The organism is Nocardia sp. NPDC050412 (assembly GCF_044458825.1).
Lineage (GTDB): Bacteria > Actinomycetota > Actinomycetes > Mycobacteriales > Mycobacteriaceae > Nocardia.
The window spans coordinates 40,380-58,154 of the sequence record NZ_JBITIJ010000004.1; the positions used below are offsets into that span (position 1 = coordinate 40,380).

14 protein-coding genes are annotated in these 17,775 nt (G+C 64.5%); 7 read left to right on the plus strand and 7 right to left on the minus strand.

Annotated features, from left to right (window positions below; translation table 11 throughout):
• Positions 1-232 precede the first annotated feature (232 nt).
• Positions 233-937: a PIG-L deacetylase family protein gene (locus ACIBI6_RS11635; protein ID WP_364341998.1), complete on the minus strand. Its 705-nt coding sequence runs from the start codon at positions 935-937 to the stop codon at positions 233-235.
• 119 nt (positions 938-1,056) lie between these two features.
• A complete protein-coding gene (locus ACIBI6_RS11640; protein WP_169811369.1) occupies positions 1,057-1,230 on the minus strand; it encodes a hypothetical protein in 174 nt (57 codons plus the stop codon).
• A 269-nt stretch (positions 1,231-1,499) separates the two neighbouring features.
• On the opposite strand from ACIBI6_RS11640, the gene ACIBI6_RS11645 reads away from it, so the two are divergent.
• The 5 genes from ACIBI6_RS11645 (at position 1,500) to ACIBI6_RS11665 (ending at position 9,273) form a co-directional block, all read left to right on the plus strand.
• On the plus strand, positions 1,500-2,603 hold the full coding sequence (locus ACIBI6_RS11645) for a hypothetical protein (protein ID WP_364341430.1): 1,104 nt from the start codon (positions 1,500-1,502) through the stop codon (positions 2,601-2,603).
• Positions 2,604-3,233: 630 nt separating this feature from the next.
• Positions 3,234-4,721 carry an NAD(P)/FAD-dependent oxidoreductase gene (locus tag ACIBI6_RS11650; protein ID WP_364341432.1) on the plus strand — a complete coding sequence of 496 codons (1,488 nt, stop codon included), beginning with the start codon at positions 3,234-3,236 and terminating at the stop codon, positions 4,719-4,721.
• Positions 4,722-4,761: 40 nt separating this feature from the next.
• Positions 4,762-6,480, plus strand: coding sequence for a 3-deoxy-7-phosphoheptulonate synthase (locus ACIBI6_RS11655; protein WP_396956027.1), 1,719 nt, complete (start codon positions 4,762-4,764; stop codon positions 6,478-6,480).
• Positions 6,481-6,515: 35 nt separating this feature from the next.
• A complete protein-coding gene (locus tag ACIBI6_RS11660) occupies positions 6,516-7,751 on the plus strand; it encodes a cation:proton antiporter (RefSeq protein WP_396956028.1) in 1,236 nt (411 codons plus the stop codon).
• A gap of 253 nt (positions 7,752-8,004) precedes the next feature.
• On the plus strand, positions 8,005-9,273 hold the full coding sequence (locus ACIBI6_RS11665) for a cytochrome P450 (protein WP_364342000.1): 1,269 nt from the start codon (positions 8,005-8,007) through the stop codon (positions 9,271-9,273).
• 72 nt (positions 9,274-9,345) lie between these two features.
• On the opposite strand, the gene ACIBI6_RS11670 is transcribed toward ACIBI6_RS11665, so the two are convergent.
• The 5 genes from ACIBI6_RS11670 to ACIBI6_RS11690 all read right to left on the minus strand — a co-directional run bounded on the left by ACIBI6_RS11670 (position 9,346) and on the right by ACIBI6_RS11690 (position 15,391).
• Positions 9,346-10,620, minus strand: a complete 1,275-nt coding sequence (locus ACIBI6_RS11670; RefSeq protein WP_396956029.1) for a cytochrome P450 — start codon at positions 10,618-10,620, stop codon at positions 9,346-9,348.
• A gap of 344 nt (positions 10,621-10,964) precedes the next feature.
• Positions 10,965-11,846, minus strand: a complete 882-nt coding sequence (locus ACIBI6_RS11675) for a hypothetical protein (RefSeq protein WP_396956031.1) — start codon at positions 11,844-11,846, stop codon at positions 10,965-10,967.
• A 93-nt stretch (positions 11,847-11,939) separates the two neighbouring features.
• Positions 11,940-12,701, minus strand: coding sequence for a DUF4239 domain-containing protein (locus ACIBI6_RS11680; protein WP_364341440.1), 762 nt, complete (start codon positions 12,699-12,701; stop codon positions 11,940-11,942).
• Positions 12,702-12,872: 171 nt separating this feature from the next.
• Positions 12,873-13,985, minus strand: a complete 1,113-nt coding sequence (locus tag ACIBI6_RS11685) for a lactonase family protein (RefSeq protein WP_396956032.1) — start codon at positions 13,983-13,985, stop codon at positions 12,873-12,875.
• Positions 13,986-14,005: 20 nt separating this feature from the next.
• Entirely contained in the window at positions 14,006-15,391 is a 1,386-nt protein-coding gene (locus ACIBI6_RS11690) for an MFS transporter (RefSeq protein WP_396956033.1), read from the minus strand.
• A 262-nt stretch (positions 15,392-15,653) separates the two neighbouring features.
• Between ACIBI6_RS11690 and kdgD the strand changes: the two genes are divergently transcribed.
• Positions 15,654-16,568 (plus strand): 5-dehydro-4-deoxyglucarate dehydratase, encoded by a 915-nt coding sequence (gene kdgD, locus ACIBI6_RS11695; RefSeq protein WP_396956035.1) that lies wholly within the window; start codon positions 15,654-15,656, stop codon positions 16,566-16,568.
• An 18-nt stretch (positions 16,569-16,586) separates the two neighbouring features.
• Entirely contained in the window at positions 16,587-17,720 is a 1,134-nt protein-coding gene (locus ACIBI6_RS11700; protein WP_396956036.1) for a mandelate racemase/muconate lactonizing enzyme family protein, read from the plus strand.
• Positions 17,721-17,775: the final 55 nt, after the last annotated feature.

Here is a 17,775-nt window from a genome sequence, read left to right on the forward strand (position 1 = left end):
CGCCCGAGAAGCGCGATCGACTTCACAACACGGCCTTCAACAGCCTAGGTGACGGTCGGCCACCACGTTTCCGCACCAGATCGCAACCCCCGAATCAGTAGACGATCGCTATCACAGCAATAGCCCCGACCACCTGCGATCGGGGCAGCCAGGACTAGTGGACGTGATTTCCGCGACATTTTCGCGAAAGCAGACTCGACGGCGACAGTAGACGTGACTTCGATCACAGCGGTCAGCCGAAGTGGTAGAGCTCGAAGCCGACCGCGCGCGCGGCCGAAAATCCGGACTTCGGGGCGGTCGCCATGTCGATGACCGCGCGCACCTGGTCCGCGACCGGCTCGGGACTGAGCGCCTCGAGGTAGCGGCGGTGCTCGGCCAATGACGCGGCGGCTTGTTCGATGGTGTCGGTGACGTCGACGGCGTGCGTGGCGCTCGGTCCAACCACCGCAGCCAGCCGGGGCGACCACGGAGTTTCGGTGAGATCCGGAAATATCCACTCGTTGCCCGCATCGGATACGGCATCGAGGGCGGCGCGGCCGACCGCGCGATGGTCGGCGCTATTGGCGTAGCCGGGAGCCCAGGTATCGCCGAAATTGAACAGCACGACGAATTCCGGACGATGACGGCGGATCGCGGCGGCCAGGTCGCGGCGCAGCGCCAGGGTTTCCTCGACGCGGCCGTCCGGATAGCCGAGGAATTCCACCTCGTGCACCCCCACCACCTTGGCGGCGGCGATCTCCTCGGACTCGCGCAGCGGTCCGGCCTCGCTGGGGGCCATACCCGCGATGCCGGCTTCGCCAGAGGTGACCAGGACATAGCGAATGTCCTTGCCCTGTCCCGTCCAGCGCGCCACCGCGGCGGCCGCGCCGTATTCGATATCGTCCGGATGCGCCACGATGACGAGACCGCGCTGCCAATCCTCGGGAACCTGCTCCACAGGGGTCATTCAAGCAGATGTTCGAACGTGGGTAGGCCGCGCGCCGTCCGCGGCGGACGGCGCACGGCCTACCTCTCGAAACCGCGGCGCCCGAGTCCCGGCGGGCCCGCGGGCCGACGCTACAGCTTGCTCACGGTGGAGTTGTCCGAGCCCGCGACCGCCTTGTACAGCAGGTACAGCCCGAAGACGACCGCGCTGATCACCAGAATCGGAAACAGCCCCTTGATCAACGCACCGATGATGGCGAGCGCGATCCAGACGACCGCTACGACACCGATGATTTTCCACAACATGCCAGCCTCCAGAAGGTCTCGGGCGAACCGCCATCCGACGATCCGACACCTCGATACTGGCAGCGGGGCGCTGATAAATCACCAGCTCAGCACCGATATCCGGGTGAAGATCAGGGTTCACCCTGAGCTCTGCTCAGTATCCTGACACCCCGTCCGATTTCCGAATTCGCCAAGTGCGACAACGGAAAACGTCGAAGTTGTCGGCTCCGCGCACCTGCGCCACTATTGGCTGACCGCTCGCATGTATTTCGAACCTTAAGGGACCAGTTATGACCAGGTACGCACACTATGTCGGCAGTCTTCCAGCGGACCTGATGACGGGCGATCAAGCTGTCCTGCAATGGTTTGCCGATCGCACGGCAGGCTCGCCGGTTACCGCTTTGCCATGCGATCTCGACCCCGACTGGATCATCGACTACCTGCGGACACGAAAGCAGCATTCCGATGTCTTCGAGATCGTCGAGGAAGGCGGGTTCGCCGACTACAGCGACTTCCCCAGCTACGGCCTCCAGTCTGGCCGCAAGCTGGAAACACAGCATGTTTCGATGGACCGGGTCGAGCGCATTGATGCGGTAGTGGCGGCCTTCGAGTCATTGCAGCGCGAACGACCGGAATTAGCCGAGACAAGAGTTCAGATAAGCCTGCCGAATCCACTCGATCTCGCAATGTTTACATTCGCGGGCGCAGCCGTATCCGGTGGGCTGCCGGTCGGAAAGGCATTGCGGCACTTCGATCTCACGGTCGCCGCGTTGCGGCAGCTGCCCGTGTTCGCCGAAGCGATGGTGCAGGAGGTATCGGAGGTAGTCGCTCGTCACGGCGACCGGATCAGCTGGCAGCTGGAGTCCCCGCTCGCACTGTTGAGCATGGTCAAAGCGACGCAACTGGGTTCGCGGTGGGCGCTGGCCCCGCTGGTGGCGCGTCAGCTCGCCGGCGTCCTCGGACGGCTGCACGAGATCGGTGCGGAAACCACCGTGCACCTGTGCTACGGCGACTATCAGCACAAGAGCCTGCTGGCCCCACGCAGTCTGGCTCCCGCGGTCAGTCTGCTCAATCGCACTGCGCGACTGCTGGATCGGCAAGGAGCGCCACTGCCCCCGGTGCATATTCCGTGCGCGTACGGCGCCGAGCCCGCACCGCTGGATCCCCGCTTCTACGCTCCCCTGCGATCACTCGCCACCGACTGGCGCGTGATCGCAGGTGTGGTTTCCACGGATTCGGTCGAGAACAGCGACAGCGCGCGTGCGCTTTTCGAGGCGGCGTTGGGGCGCGATGCTTTCGGCGTTGCCACCGCGTGCGGACTCGGGCGATGCACTCCCGAGGTCGCCCGGCACGCCGCCGAGGCCACCGTCGAGGTCGCGCGGGCCGGAGCATAACCGCCCGATCGAACGTCGCGATCAGCCGACGCGGGTGCGCACTTGACAGTTCGCACCCACGTTGCTGGCCCCTTCATCCGGCAAATGGCTTCCACCACAGCGGAATCCGCGCGTTGATCGCTGCGCAAGGATCGCCAACCGCAGAAATCAACTTTGCGAACGCCTCGCGCGGACCTGGTTTGGGCTTTACTCTGAATTTGCCGAAAGAGCGGGGTGATGCCAAACGACACCGAACAGCCTCGCCTGTCATACCCAGGTGACTCCCTCCGATCGCGGCGCACGATCTCGACGAAAAGTGCTGCGCTGACATGCATTCGCGGACACCGCGCCGCCGCATCCGACACCCGCCCAGTTGTGCTTTGTAAGGGCGGGCCGGCGAGAAGGTCCGATTCGCGGTATTGGCTACCCTTCAGACACCGTTTACCACCGATTGCCTGAGACCTCCAAATCGACTCCGGCGGTTGATGATTCGAATGTTGCGGCTACAATCTGACGAGGGCGTCGCCACGGATGGCTAACTGACGGCGACGCCCGGTCCGGGTTGATCCACCACCGTGGGACCGGAGTTGGTTCGGTTGCTGATGTGGGCGCACAGTCCACGTCGGCGTCCGCTGTTCCAAGGAGTGTGAAATGGCGAACGATCCGCATGTCCTCGTTGTCGGTGGCGGCCCAGCGGGGTCGACAACCGCAGCTCTGCTGGCTCGAGCAGGAATCCGTGTGACGCTTCTGGAACGAGATACGTTCCCGCGGTATCACATCGGTGAGTCGATGCTCGCATCATGCCTTTCGACACTGCGTCTTTCCGGCGCGTTCGACAAGGTCGCGGCGCATGGCTTCCAGATCAAGCGGGGCGGCTATTTCCAGTGGCAGAACGATAACTGGCTGTTGGACTGGTCCCAGCTCGTCGATGCCGAAGCCTGGTCCTACCAGGTCGAGCGAGACGCATTCGACGATATTCTGCTGCGCAACGCGGCCGAACAAGGCGCGCAGGTGATCGAGAACGCCAATGTCGAGAACGTGATTTTCGACGGTGACCGCCCGGTAGCCGTGGAATGGACCGGCCCCGGTGACAGCGGCACTCGGACCACGGAATTCGATTTTCTCGTCGACGCGTCTGGACGATACGGCCTGCTGGCCAAGCGGCGCTTCAACATGCGTCGGCAGCACCCTGCCTTCCGCAATGTCGCGGTCTGGTCGTATTGGGAAGGCGCGCACCTGCACCCGGACAGCCCGGAAGGCGCGATCAATGTCGTGTCCACCCCCGAGGGCGGCTGGTTCTGGCATATCCCCCTGTCCAACGGCCGATTCAGCGTCGGCTACGTGGTTTCCGCGCGCAAGGCGGGCGAGCGACTACGCGAGCAAGGTCGAGACGCCTACTACCTCAACACGATTCGCGACAGCAAGGCGATGAGCGCATTGCTCGAAGGCGCGCAGCAGGTCGCCGAGGTCAAGGCCGAGCAGGACTACTCCTATGTGTCGGATCGGTTCAGCGGTCCGGGCTATGCCCTCGTCGGCGACTCGGCGGCCTTCCTCGATCCGCTGCTGTCCACCGGCGTGCATCTGGCGACCTACGGCGGACTCGTCGCCGCGGCCGCGATCGCGACCACCCTGCGTGGCGAAATGAGCGAAACCGACGCGATGGCCTTCTACGAGCACACTGCCCGACGGGCCTACTCACGGTTCCTCGTGTTGGTCTCGCGTATGTACGAACAGTACATCGGTTCCGACGAATACTTCTCGCACGCAGACAAGCTCACCGAGACACACGAAGGCGACACCCCCGAGGTGTCGTTCACCCGGATCATGGCCGGACTCACCGATGTGGACGAATCCTCGGGAGAGCAACAGCTCACCCCGACCGACACCATCGCCGCCGAACTCACCGAGACCGAAAAGCTGCACGCGGACTCGGCCAACCTCGAATACATGGGCCATCTGGACATGTCGGTCGTCTGGGACCACTGGCGTGACCCGCTGGCGGACACGGTGCTCAACGATGTGCGGATCACCACCGAGCCGGTACTCGGCCTGACCACGCGGCCCCGCGACGCCGCCGAGGTCGAGGCCGTCGCGCGGCCGGTGCTCCCCCCGAAGGCGGCCGACGTCCCCGTACTCTAGTTCCGGCCTTCGTGAAAACCACAGCGCGAAGCCGGTCACTATGACGATCACGCGCTCCGACCCCGAACCACCGGGCGATTCCTCGGTCGGTGGTTCGGGCCCCCGGACAGCCATGCAACAGATCGCGCGCTTCGGCCATCCGATCACCCGGCGGCTGCTGGCCACCGACGGCTTCACCCAGCCCAGACTCGAGGCCATCCTCGGCACGGATCTCCAGGTGCGGGTGCTGCGCCAGGACGAACTCGTGGCCGAGCAGCTACCCGCCACCGTCTCCGAGGCATTGCGGTTGGCCGGTCCCGACCGCGTCATCGTCCGTCGCTCGTGTCTGATCAATGCCGACATGGTGACCGCATCGGTAAACTATGTTGTCGCCGTGAGTGGGCCGGCGACCGCGGCCGGCACGGACGATCTGCACGTGCCTATCGGACGCGGCTTGGTTTCTCGGGGTCTATCCCAGCGGCGACTAGTGCTGCGGGCGGGCGTCACGAGATGGCCCGATGGTCGCCTCTGCGCGTTCAAGGCGTACGTCATCATGCTCGGAGAGCATCAGCCGCTGTGCTATATCCGTGAGATATTCAATCCCAGCTTTGTGCCACCGGAGCATGCCGCCGTCTCGGATGAAGATCTGAGTTGGGCCGATGAGCCGGATTACTCCCGATCACAACCGGCCCACCCCTCGACAGTGCGCCGGGGTGGCTGCGATGCCGAGTCACCGCGCACCGACGGACAGTGTTCGCGCCCCCTGCCCGTGCTGGTCCATCCGCGCGAATCCGACTCGCTCACCACCGATTTGGCCGCCGCAGCGCGCGGGCAGGCATTCGTAGTACATCTCAGCGCCCGCACTTCCGCAGCCCTCGATGCCGCGACGCTGCCCGCCCGCCGTGCGCTGGCAATCTGTGCTGCCGCCGTGCTGAAGCACGGACTCGATTTACCGATCGTGACCATCGGCCAATTGCATACGAACAGCGAACCATGCAGAACACCAACCGATTTCGAGGCCTCGGCGGGCGATCAGGAATACCACAGGGCTGCGGCACAGCTGGAATATTGGCGCGTCGCTAACCCGCCCATCGCACTCTGCACACAGATGCTGCGCGGCGCTGCGGACCGCTACCAGGCGTCAGTGGTGCGCGATCTGCTGATCGAGGTAGCCGCGATGCTCCCGATCGCGGCAAGCGCGCCCACAGCCTCCCGTGAACTGTACAGTTCCATCGCGCCCCTGCATATCTCGCGCACCGTCCGGTCCTGCGAGTCGGATGCGACTCGACCTCAGCTGACCCGGCACGAGTGGGACCGTTCGACCCAACTGCTGTGGATCGGCGACCGAAACCACGAATTCACCTCCCAGCACCTGTCTTTCGCCGCCCGGGTCCGCAACCCGCTGGCGGTAACCCTCGGACCGACCGCGACGCCGGACGATGTCGAATTCCTGTGCCGATATCTCAATCCCATACGTCGGCCCGGTCGGCTCACGCTCATTCCGGCGTTGTCCGGCACCCGTACCGCCGACGCACTGCCCGCATTGTTCGAGGCGGCCACCCGGGGCGGTACCCCGGTGAGCTGGATGTGCGATCCGATGCATGCCGACGATCCCGCCGCCGCGATCCACACCTACGTCAGCGCCTGCCGGACCACGGGCACCGCACCGGCCGGCCTGCACCTGGACTGCGAACCCCGAAGCCGCCTCGGCACCGGACTCGATACCGGACGGGCATTGCACTGTGTCATCACCACACTGAGCGCGATGTGGGCAAGCTGATCGGCGCACGCCCGTCGAATCGCGAGGAGAAGTAAGTGCAAAGTAGTCAAATCGTTGTGGTCCTAATGGATCTCGCCCTCATCATTGCAGCCGCTCGGATCTTGGGGTGGCTGGCCGAACGTGTCGGCCAGCCCGCGGTGATCGGCGAGATCACCGCCGGAATACTCGCGGGTCCGACCGTGTTGGGGCCGCATCTTTCGGACATGCTGTTCCCGCACGAGGTCCGCTCGTATCTGACCCTGCTCGCCAATGTGGGCGTCGCCGTATTCATGTTCGTCGCCGGGTTGGAACTCGACCGCGGCGTATTCTCGGGCAGCCGACGCTCGATTCCGGCGGTATCGGTCGCCGCCTACGCCGTGCCGTTCGTCTTGGGCTGCGGCATCGCCGCGACCGCGCTCGCCCGCCACCGAACCGGTGACCTACCGAGCTTCACCCTGTTCATCGGCTGTGCCCTCGCGGTGACCGCATTTCCGGTGCTGGCCCGGATCCTGCACGATCGTGGGCTGACGCGCACCGGAATCGGTCAGCTCAGCCTCGCCTGTGCGGCGCTGGTCGACATCTTCGCCTGGACGGCGCTGGCCGTCGTGCTGGCCGTCGCGCACCCTGGAACGGGCAGCCAGTGGCGACTGGCGCTGCTGGTGCCGGTGGTGGTGGTGACGTGGTGGGTCGTGCGCCCGGCATTGGCGCGGATCGCCGTGGCGGGCACCGAGCAGACGATGATCGTGATCGGTGTCGGCGGCGCGCTGTTGCTCGGCGCGATAACCGAATGGATCGGACTGCATTTGATATTCGGTGCGTTCGCCTTCGGTGTGGTGTTCCCACGCGCGCGACGCGAAGCGGTCGAATCCGGCGCCCGGATTCTGAGCTTGGTGCTGCTGCCCGGATTCTTCGTCGTGGCCGGACTCGCGGTCGATCTCGGGGCGATCGACCGTGCCGCCGTCGGCGAGTTGGTAGTGATCATGGTGGTGGCCGTCACAGGGAAGCTCGGCAGTGTTTATCTAGCCGGGCGACTGACCGGTCTGACATCGCGATCAGCAGCGGCGTTGGCGGCGTTGCTGAACACCCGCGGCCTGACCGAACTCGTCATACTCAACGTGGGGCTCAGTACGGGACTCATTGGCCCACAGCTATATTCGATACTGGTAGTAATGGCTTTGGTGACAACGGCGATGACAGCGCCGCTACTGCGGCTGATCGGTGTCCACGAAACGCCACGGGGCGATTCAGCCACCCCGGTCAACCGCTTACCCGTCGGCGGCCCGATCGAATAGTCGTCGACGACACGCTCTAACCAACCGGCTGGCAACCAGGTTCCCCGGGCGTCGTGGCCTGCCCATTGCTATGTTGCTAGCGTGGGCGAGTCGCCAGGTTCCGGAAAGGTCCTAGGAAGGGTGTGTCGTTTCGAATACTCGACGACGCACCGCTGACCTCGGTCGAGGAATCTGCCCGCGCTCATTGATTCAGTCTTTGTCGAATTCTGTTCCACCGTTTGGAGTAACGTCTTTGACCACACCGCATACCCCCATGTCCGATCCGCATACCGGCACGACCGGAGTTTGCCCCGTGCAGCACGGCTCATCGAGCACTACCGGTGAGCGGATTCCGCTGTATACACCGGAGTTCGTCGCCGATCCGCACCACGCCTATGAAGAGATGCGGCGTAAGTACGGCACGCTGGTTCCGATCGAGTTGGCCCCCGGAGTGCCGGCCACCCTCGTGATCGGCTACGCGACCGCCGTGCGAATCCTCAACGACCCCACCCACTTCCCCGCCGATCCCCGCGTCTGGCAGAAGACCGTCCCCGAGGACTGCCCGGTGCGGCCGATGATGGCCTGGCTCCCGGCCGCACGTAACAACGACGGACCTACCCACGCCCGCTATCGCGATGCCTCGGTCGCGAGCATCGACGGAATCGATGTGCACGGACTGCCTTCGACCATCGAGCAGATCGCCATCCCGCTGATCAACACCTTCTGCAAGGCCGGAAACGCCAATCTGGTTACCCAGTACGCATTTCCGCTTGTCCTCGGTGTCCTGAACCAAATCGTCGGCTGCCCACCCGATATCGGGCAGCGCGTCGCGAGCGGCATGGCGGCGCGCTTCGACACCGTCCGCAGCGCCCAGGGCATGGCGATGCTCAAAGAGGCACTACTGGAGCTGATCCAGCTCAAACGCGACCATCCCGGCGACGACGTCACCTCACGGCTGGCACACCACCCGGCCGCCATGGACGACATAGAAATCTTCGCCCAGCTGATGAGCTTCTACGGCGCCGGATTCGAAGCACAGCGCAACCTGATCACGAACGCCCTGCTGCTGATGATCACCGACGACCGGTTCAAGTGCGCGGATGTCCTCGGACGAAACCTGTCGACGATCACCGCGATCGACGAAGTTCTGTTCAACGACCCGCCCATGGCGAACTTCTGCACAACCTATCCGCGCCAGCCGATCATGGTCGACGATATCTGGCTGCCCGCGGACCAACCGGTCGTCATCAGCCTCACCGGCTGCAATAACGACCCGGAGATCCGCGGCGACGCAGACGCCGACGGAAGACGTCTCGGCAATCGCTCACACCTGGCGTGGAGCGCCGGGCCGCACGCCTGCCCGGCCAAAGGTGTTGCGTACCTGACGGTTCAGTACGCCATCGATCAGCTCTTCGACGCACTGCCCGATATCCAGCTCGGGGTGCACCCGGATCAGCTGATCTGGCGGCCCGGTCCGTTCCACCGTGCGATGGCGGCATTCCCGGTCGTTTTCACACCGTCCGCGCCGATGAAACTCATGTAGGTCTCGGCGTCCGCTGGCGGGCCGAGATCGTCGACGGTGCGGCGATCTCGGCCCTCGGCTCGGCAGGGGTTCTCAGAGAGGCGGGAACTCCGGGAACGGAGCGGACTTCGGGAAGACGACCGGCAGCGCGGTCAACGCGCGGTGGAACGGCCCGGTGCGCCAGCCGAGTTCGGCAGCCGGACCGCCCAACTCGATTTCGGGCAGGGCATCGAGCAGTTGGTCTATCGCGTCCTGGGCGATCAGGTAGGCGGCATCCTGTGCCGGGCACATGTGTGGTCCGGCACTGAAGGCCAGATGTGAACGATTGCCATCGCGCTCGACCCCGTCGACCGCATTGACGGTGGGATCGCTGTTGCACGCGGCCATGCTGATGACGACCGGCTGGTGGGCGGGCAACCACACACCATTGAGCAGAATCGGTTGCCGGGGATAGGAAATGCAGTAGTTCGCCAACGGCGGGTCGGTGAACAGCACTTCGTCCAGCGCATCGCGGGTCGACAGACTACCGCTGTGCATGCCCGCGGCGAATCGATCGTCGGTCAACATCAGTCGCAACGCGTTGCCGATGAGGTGGACCAGCGGTTCGACCCCGATCGCGTAATGCGTCACCAACTGCTGGATCACCTCCTCATCGGTCAAACCGCTCGTGTGACGCATCAATCGAGTCGTGATGTCGTCACCCGGCTCCTCCCGCTTGCGATCGACGTGCACCCGTATCGCCTCGTGCAGCATTCGGTCGCCCGCACCGACCTCGGCTCCGGCATCGAACATGGCATCCACCGCCGCCGCGACCCGCGCGCCGATATCCGAGTCGACGCCCAGCATGGTGTTCACCGCGGTGAACACAAGAGGAAAAACGTAGCGTTGCAACACATCAGCGTGTCCGTCGGCACAGAACTCGTTGATCAGCGGGATCGCGATCTGTTCGATCACAGCGTGCATGCCGAGCAGATCGACGTCATTGATCGCCGCGCTGGCGGACTCGCGATAGCGCTTATGTTCCTGCCCGTCGGTGCGCAGGGCGTTCTCCCGCCGCCTCATCATGCCGAGTACCGGGCAGTCTGCTGGGATGTTCCGCTCCCACGTCCGGGGATCCGCCGGGAAGTGGTCCGGATCGGTCAGGATGCGGATCGCGGTGTAGTAGCCGGTCACCAGCGTGGCCGGTACGCCCGGGGCGAGATCCACCGGCACCAGCGAACCGAACTTCTCGCGCATCTCCCCGTAGACCCGGTGCGGGTCGGCGGCGAATTCGGGGGTGTACATCACGATGCGCGGACCGGCCCCGAAGCCCGGTGAGCCGCCGACCGAGGAGCGTGATTCCGGTGGGTGATGCGTGTGCGTTGTCACAGATGAACTCCGACCTTTTGAAAACTAAAGAACCTTGACAATCGAGCGGACCCAGCACTGACCTCAGTTACGTCACAGCGGCGAGCTTCGGCAGGTAGATGAACAACGGGTTACGAACAAACTGCTCGCACGACTTCAGTCGCGCCGATCTGCCCCATGTGGGCAGCACGTGTGGTGCGGATCACGAGTTCCATGCCGGTGCCCATGATCCAAATCCGTTGCCCCAGACCAGTTCTTGAGTGTCCGCCGTTATGATAGCCACCGCTCATGAGACGCGCAGCCCCAACAGCCGTTCGTGCAAGCATTCGCCCGGGTTCAGCGGATCAGGGCTGCGCCCGCAGGAGTCATTCGGCTCGCCGGTTGCGACCTACAGCAACCTTGCGGACCACGGTCAGGACCGTGACAACCATGACCGTCACCAGCTCCAGCAGGTTCCAGGCGATCGGATTCTCCGGGGCGGATTCGGCCGCCGCAGGCGCTGGTCGGTGCGGGGTGGTGCGGATCGGCGTTTCCGGCGCGAGCGCGGGTGCGGGCGGGGGGAATTCAGGTGGGGCAACCAGCGCTGCCGGTGCGGGTATCGCGGGCGCGGGCGGCGGTGGGCCGAGTTGTAGGGGGATGCCGGGAGGAGCCGGCTCTGGTACCGGGAGCAGGAGCAGACAGGTCAGCAGCGCGCTTCCGGTCATCGCGCTGCCGACCACGACACTGCCGAGCCCGGATCCGCTCGAACCGACGGAACCGGTGCCGATCAAACCGGAGCCGGTTACGCCACTACCGGTTATGCCGCTGCCGGTTACGCCACTGCCGGTCATCAGACCGAGCAGTATTGTCGCGCTTCCGATTACGGCACTGCCGGTGCAGGCGGATTGGACGCTGCCCGGGTCGAGGCCGAGCGACTCACCCGCTCCGGCCGTCGCATCCGCGCGCCCGCCGGCGGGTGGGTCATCGGCGCCGTTGTCGATGCCGCCTGTGCCGGTCGCCGCGCTGCCCTGCCTCGTATTACCCGACATCGCTGTCCCCGGAGTCGCGCTGCCGGTGACGAAGCCCCTGGGTTCGAGATCCAAGACGCCGCCGTAGGAGCTGCTCCCGGAATCCGCAGCCGCACTCCCGGTCCCGGTCGCGTCGACGGCAGCGCTTCCGGTGGCGATATCACCGATGGCCGGCCACTCGGGCCCGGTAGAATCAGCCGCCGCGGGCCCACCCATGAACAACGGAACCGCTGTTGCCACGGCCAACCCCACTGTGGCCCTTCGTCTTTGCACAACAAACGTCATGTTGCCGATACCCCGTCCGTCGCAGCTCCGCAAGTCTCGAGCGGTCTGTCAGGTGATGTGGTCGTAGCGGGACATGGCGAATTCGAAGGCGTCCTTCGGGACACTGTTTCCGCCGGAGAACGGCCGGTCGAGGTTGTAGATCGCCAGCACCGCCGTGCCGACGACGATGCCGAGCAGCGCGGTCATCAGCAGACTGCGCTTGGTGACCTCCACACCCGACAGCACCGCGTTACACAGCAGCAGGACCGTCCCGAACCACAAAGCCGCGTAAAGGAATACGGGCATCTGGTAACTCGCGTCCATGGCCCGGTCCTGGCGCGCCTCGGCAGCCGCGTCGAGGCTGGCCATGGCACTCGTGCGCAGATCCGCGACGTCCGGATCCGTCGAATTGATCGAGGCGACGGCATCGCGCAGACTGTCGAAGGTGTCCTGCGTGGGCTGACTCAGCCGCCGGTCCGCCTGCATGACCGGCCATTCCCGGGTGAGGACCTGATCGGTGTAATCCCGTACCAGACCTTGGATCCGGCGATGCTCCTGATCCGGCATGGAATGCGCGGTCCAATACGTATCCACCAGCGCCTTCGCCTCGGCAATGGTGTGATTGTGCGCGTTGTCGTACTCCTGCCAACAGATCACCACCACGAAGGCGACCACCGCCAGAAAGAGCGTGTTGATCAATTCCAGTACGAGGGACCCGGCCGCTTCCTCCTCGGTCGACACCCACGAATCCGGCCGCAGCCGATCTCCGATCACGAAGATGGCCACCGCGATGATCGCCGCAAGGACGGGCACGATGAATATCAACAGCATATGGCGACGCACCTCCCGAAACACACCGACCAGATCCGCACCGCTGATGCTCGTCCAGGGCGAGCATCAGCGGCGTCGATCAACTGTTATTCGGTGCAGAGACCCGGATGGATGGTGTGTCCCAACACATTCCGCGTTCGCGGGACGGAATGTCGGTGGAGGTGCTGCCACTCAGGGCATATCGATAATCTCGACCCAGTTCGGATCACGACCGAGGTCGAGATGTGTACCCGGGGTAAGCGTGCCGGTGGCCGGGTCGATCGTGTAGCGGGTGATCGCATTGGACTTCTCGCCCGCGGCTATCAGATAGCGGCCGCGCGGATCAATAGCGAACCCGCGGGGCTGTGCCTCGGTCGGCGTTGATCCGATCGGCGTCAATGCGCCGGTGGCATCGGCCACCCGGAAACCCTTGATCGTGCTGGAGGTTCGCTCGGCGACATAGAGATAGCGGCCGTCGGGCGTGATGTGCAGATCCGAGGTAGCGGGTGCGCCGCCAGCGAAATCGGGCGGCAGTACCGAATCCGAGTGCTGCAGGGTGAGCGTGCCGTGGTCGGGATCGAAGCGGTAGGTGTTGACCGTTCCGTCCAGTTCGTTGGTGGCGTAGACGTAGCGGCCGTTCGGATGAAAGAGCAAGTGCCGTGGACCCGCGCCCGGTTTCGTTGCGACCGATGCCGGTTCGTTCGGTGTCAGTCGTCCGGTGCTCTCGTCGAAGCGGTACTGCAGGATGACATCAGCGCCGAGTACGGCCGCGAACACATAGTGGTTGGACGGATCAGCGACGATCGAATGGGCATGCGGCGGTGTCGCGATCACCTGGAGCGGCTCCGCCGAAATCCGGCCCGATGGATCTATCGCATTCACGGAGATCTTGTCCCCGGTATAGGAGGCGCCGAACAGGTAGCGTCCGGTCCGGTCCGTCGAGAGGTAGGCCATATTGTCCGGGAGTGCGACGATCGGTGTCGGCTGCAATTTCCCTGTCGCCGAATCTATTCCGAATGCCGCCACCGAATACGGTGCCGATCGCAGTGATGCGTACAGAATGCGGTGGTCGCGGCTGGTCGTCAGTGGCATTACCTTGCCCGGCACCACAACCGTGTCCACCGAGGTGATCGCACCGGTAGCATTGTCGAGCCGGAGCACCGAAATCTCGGCGCTGTCGGCATTCGATACGTAGACGATCGTCGTGGGATCGGCCGCGGCGGGACGGTCCGCGGTGCATCCGGCGAGGGCTGCCGCCAGCAGGATTCCGGCGCTACCGAATGCGCTGCGATATCTGATGGTCATGGGGCACTTCCGATTTCGGTTCAGGCGTCGAATTCGATACGTCGGATGGTGCCCATCCCGATGAGGGCGACTACGGCGAGCAACCCGTGTGCCGATACGAACCACAGCGCGGTATTGAACGAGCCGGTCGAAGAAACCAGATAGCCGATGACGATCGGGGTGACAATGCCCGCGATATTGCCGAAGGCATTCATGGTGGAGCTCACGAAGCTGACCGCCTGCGTCGGTGCGATATCGGTGGTGATCGCCCAGCCGAGGGAACCGATGCCCTTGCCGAAGAATGCCACGGTCAGGATCGCCACGATCACCGTGGTGCTATCGCTGAAGTTGGACAGCGCGATAAGGGTGGCGAGCAACATGCCCGCGGCCGCCGGGATTTTGCGCGCCGCCGTCAGCGATCGTCCGCGACGCAATAGGGCATCGGACACGATGCCGCCCACCAGACCGCCGATGAAGGCCGCCAATGCAGGCAGTGCGGCGACGAATCCGACGTGCACCAGCGACAGGCCGCGGCCTTTGTTCAGATAGATCGGGAACCAGGTGATGAAGAAGTAGGTCAGTGCGTTGACCGCGTACTGGAAGACATAGACGCCCCACAGCGGCCGGGTGGAGAAGACGCGCACGAGCATGCGCCGATCGAGTCGCTTGCGCTGAGTCGCGTTCTCGCCCTTGGTCGTATCGAGGTCGACCAGTGCGCCACCGGCGACGATCGTATCGAGTTCGGCCGGGGTGACGCGGCGGTGCGCGCGCGGCGGATACAGCCAGCGCCACCAGAACACCGCCAAACTGAAGCCGAGCACGCCGAGCAATACGAATACCCAGCGCCAGCCGAATTGATTGGTGACCCAGGCCATTATTGGGGCGAACATCACGGTCGCGAAATACTGCGCTGAATTGAAAACCGCTGTCGCCCGGCCACGTTCGGCGGTCGGGAACCACATGGTCGACACCCGCGCATTGCCCGGAAATGCCGGGGATTCGAATACGCCGAGCAGCAATCGCAACCCGAATACGAGCGACAATGCGACCAGCACCTGGGTGGTGATCAGACCGACCAGGCTGGTGGCCGCGGTGACCAGCGTCCACAATGCCAGGCTCGCCGCATAGACCCGTCGTGCACCGAATCTGTCGAGCAGCATCCCGCCGGGTAATTGCGCGACGACATAGGCCCAGCTGAATGCCGAGAAGATGTAGCCGAGCTGGATGGTGGAAAATCCGAGATCCGCCCGTACTGCGCTGCCGGTGATCGATAGGCTGCTGCGATCGGCGTAATTGACGGCGGTGATGATGAACAACAGCCCGAGCACCAGATAGCGCGTGGGAATGCGACGACCCGGCCGCTGTTCGGTGGGCGCCACCACGGCGCGGGCGCCGCCATCGGCGGGCATACTCTCACGTTTCAACATCACTGTCCTCCTGTGACCGGCCGGTGTGCGCCGGATCACCCTGCAATGGGTGTGAAAGGAGGCTAAAGGGCCGAAGCGATACCCGTCGAACACCAATTCGGTATTGAGCGATACCCAAACGAGAGGGTGCCGGTCTTACACCGCACAGCCTGATCTGATGCCATTCGAGTATCGGTCGATTTCCAAACAGTGTTGGACCGGCATCGTGCGCCGGACCTAATCTCCAGAGAAATCAGAAGTTTCCGTTGCCAGGAGGATATCCGTGTCGCAGCTATCCGCCGAGGAATTGGGACCCGCGCTGGGGCGCGGATTGCTCTCGTTCCCGGTCACCCATTTCGACGCCGAACTCGACTTCGACGAGCGGGCCTATCGGGATCACATCGGCTGGCTGTCCCGATACGAGGTCGCGGGCCTGTTCGCGGCGGGCGGCACGGGCGAAGGCTTTGCGCTGACCAGCGCGGAGATCGATCGCGTGGTGCGCGCCGCGGTTGCCGAGACCGCCGGACGGGTGCCGGTGATCGCGCCCGCGACAGCGGGCACCAGGATGGCGGTGGAACAGGCACGCGCGGCCGAGGCGGCTGGCGCGGATGGAATCCTACTGATGCCTCCTTATCTTGTGGAAGCCTCGCCGGACGGCTTGGTCGAACATGTGGCCCAAGTGTGTGCGGCGACCTCGCTCGGGGTGATCTTCTACAGCCGCGCCAATGCCGCCTGCGATGACGTGACGGTCGCTCGGATGGCCGAGCGCAGCCCGAACCTCATCGGCTTCAAAGACGGCGTCGGCAATATCGAGTCGATGACGCGGATCTACGCCAGAATGGGCGACCGACTGACCTACATCGGCGGCCTGCCCACCGCGGAAACCTTCGCGCTCCCCTACACCGAAATGGGTGTGACCACCTATTCCTCGGCGATCTTCAATTTCGCCCCCGAGTTCGCCCTCGATTTCTATCGGGCGGTCCGCGCCCGTGATCGCGCCACCGTCTACACGCACCTGCGCGATTTCGTCATCCCGTACCTCGACATCCGCGACCGTCGACCCGGCTACGCGGTATCGATCATCAAGGCCGGTCTCACCGCGGTCGGCAGACCCTCCAGCCGGGTTCGCCCGCCGCTCACCGACCTCACCGAGGCCGAACTCACCGAGCTCACCACCCTCGTGAAGACGATCGCCTGACCCCAGAAGGACCCCCCTATGGACTCACCCATCCTCGACCGGATCACCAGCGTCAAGATCTCCTCGGTGACCGTGCCCCTGCCCACCGGGATCAGCGATGCGAAGGTGCTGACCGGTCGACAGAAACCCATGACCGAAGTCGCCGTGCTCTTCGCCGAGATCACCACCGAAGCCGGACTCGAAGGCATCGGCATCAGCTACTCCAAACGTGCGGGCGGGCCGGGACAGTTCGCACATGCCCGCGAGATCGCGCCCGTGCTGCTCGGTGAGGACCCCAGCGATATCGCCAAGATCTGGGACAAGCTCATGTGGGCGGGTGCGTCGGTCGGTCGCAGCGGGCTGTCGGTGCAGGCGATCGCCGCCTTCGATGTCGCGCTGTGGGATCTGAAGGCCAAGCGTGCCGGGTTGCCGCTGGCGAAACTGCTGGGCGCCCACCGTGATTCGGTGCGCTGCTACAACACCTCCGGCGGGTTCCTGCACGCACCGATCGAAGAGGTCCTCGACCGTGCCACGGAATCGTTGGAACACGGTATCGGCGGCATCAAAATCAAGGTCGGGCATCCCGACCACGCAGTGGATCTCACGCGCCTCACCGCGGTGCGCGAGAAGCTCGGCGACCGGGTGCCGTTGATGGTCGACGCCAACCAGCAGTGGGACCGCCCGACCGCCCGCCGCATGTGCCGAGCATTCGAACCTTTCGGGTTGGTGTGGATCGAAGAACCCCTCGACGCCTACGACTTCGACGGCCACGCCCAACTCAGCGCCACCTTCGACACCGCGATCGCCACCGGCGAAATGCTCACCAGCGTCGCCGAACACACCCAACTCATCACTGCCCGCGGCGCGGATATCGTGCAACCGGACGCACCGCGCGTCGGCGGCATCACCCAGTTCCTGAAGGTAATGGCCCTCGCCGACAGCCAAAACCTGCAACTGGCACCACATTTCGCGATGGAAATCCACATCCACCTCGCCGCCGCCTACCCCCGCGAGCCCTGGGTCGAACACTTCGAATGGTTCGACTCCCTCTTCAACGAACGCCTGGAAATCGCCGACGGCCGCATGCACCTGTCATCCCGCCCCGGCCTCGGCATCACCATCAGCGACCAAGCCCGCGCCTGGACAACCGCCGAACACACCATCCACTCCTGACCGCCCCGGGGCTGGTCAGATGATCACCATGCGCTGGTGGCGGCATTCGCCGCGA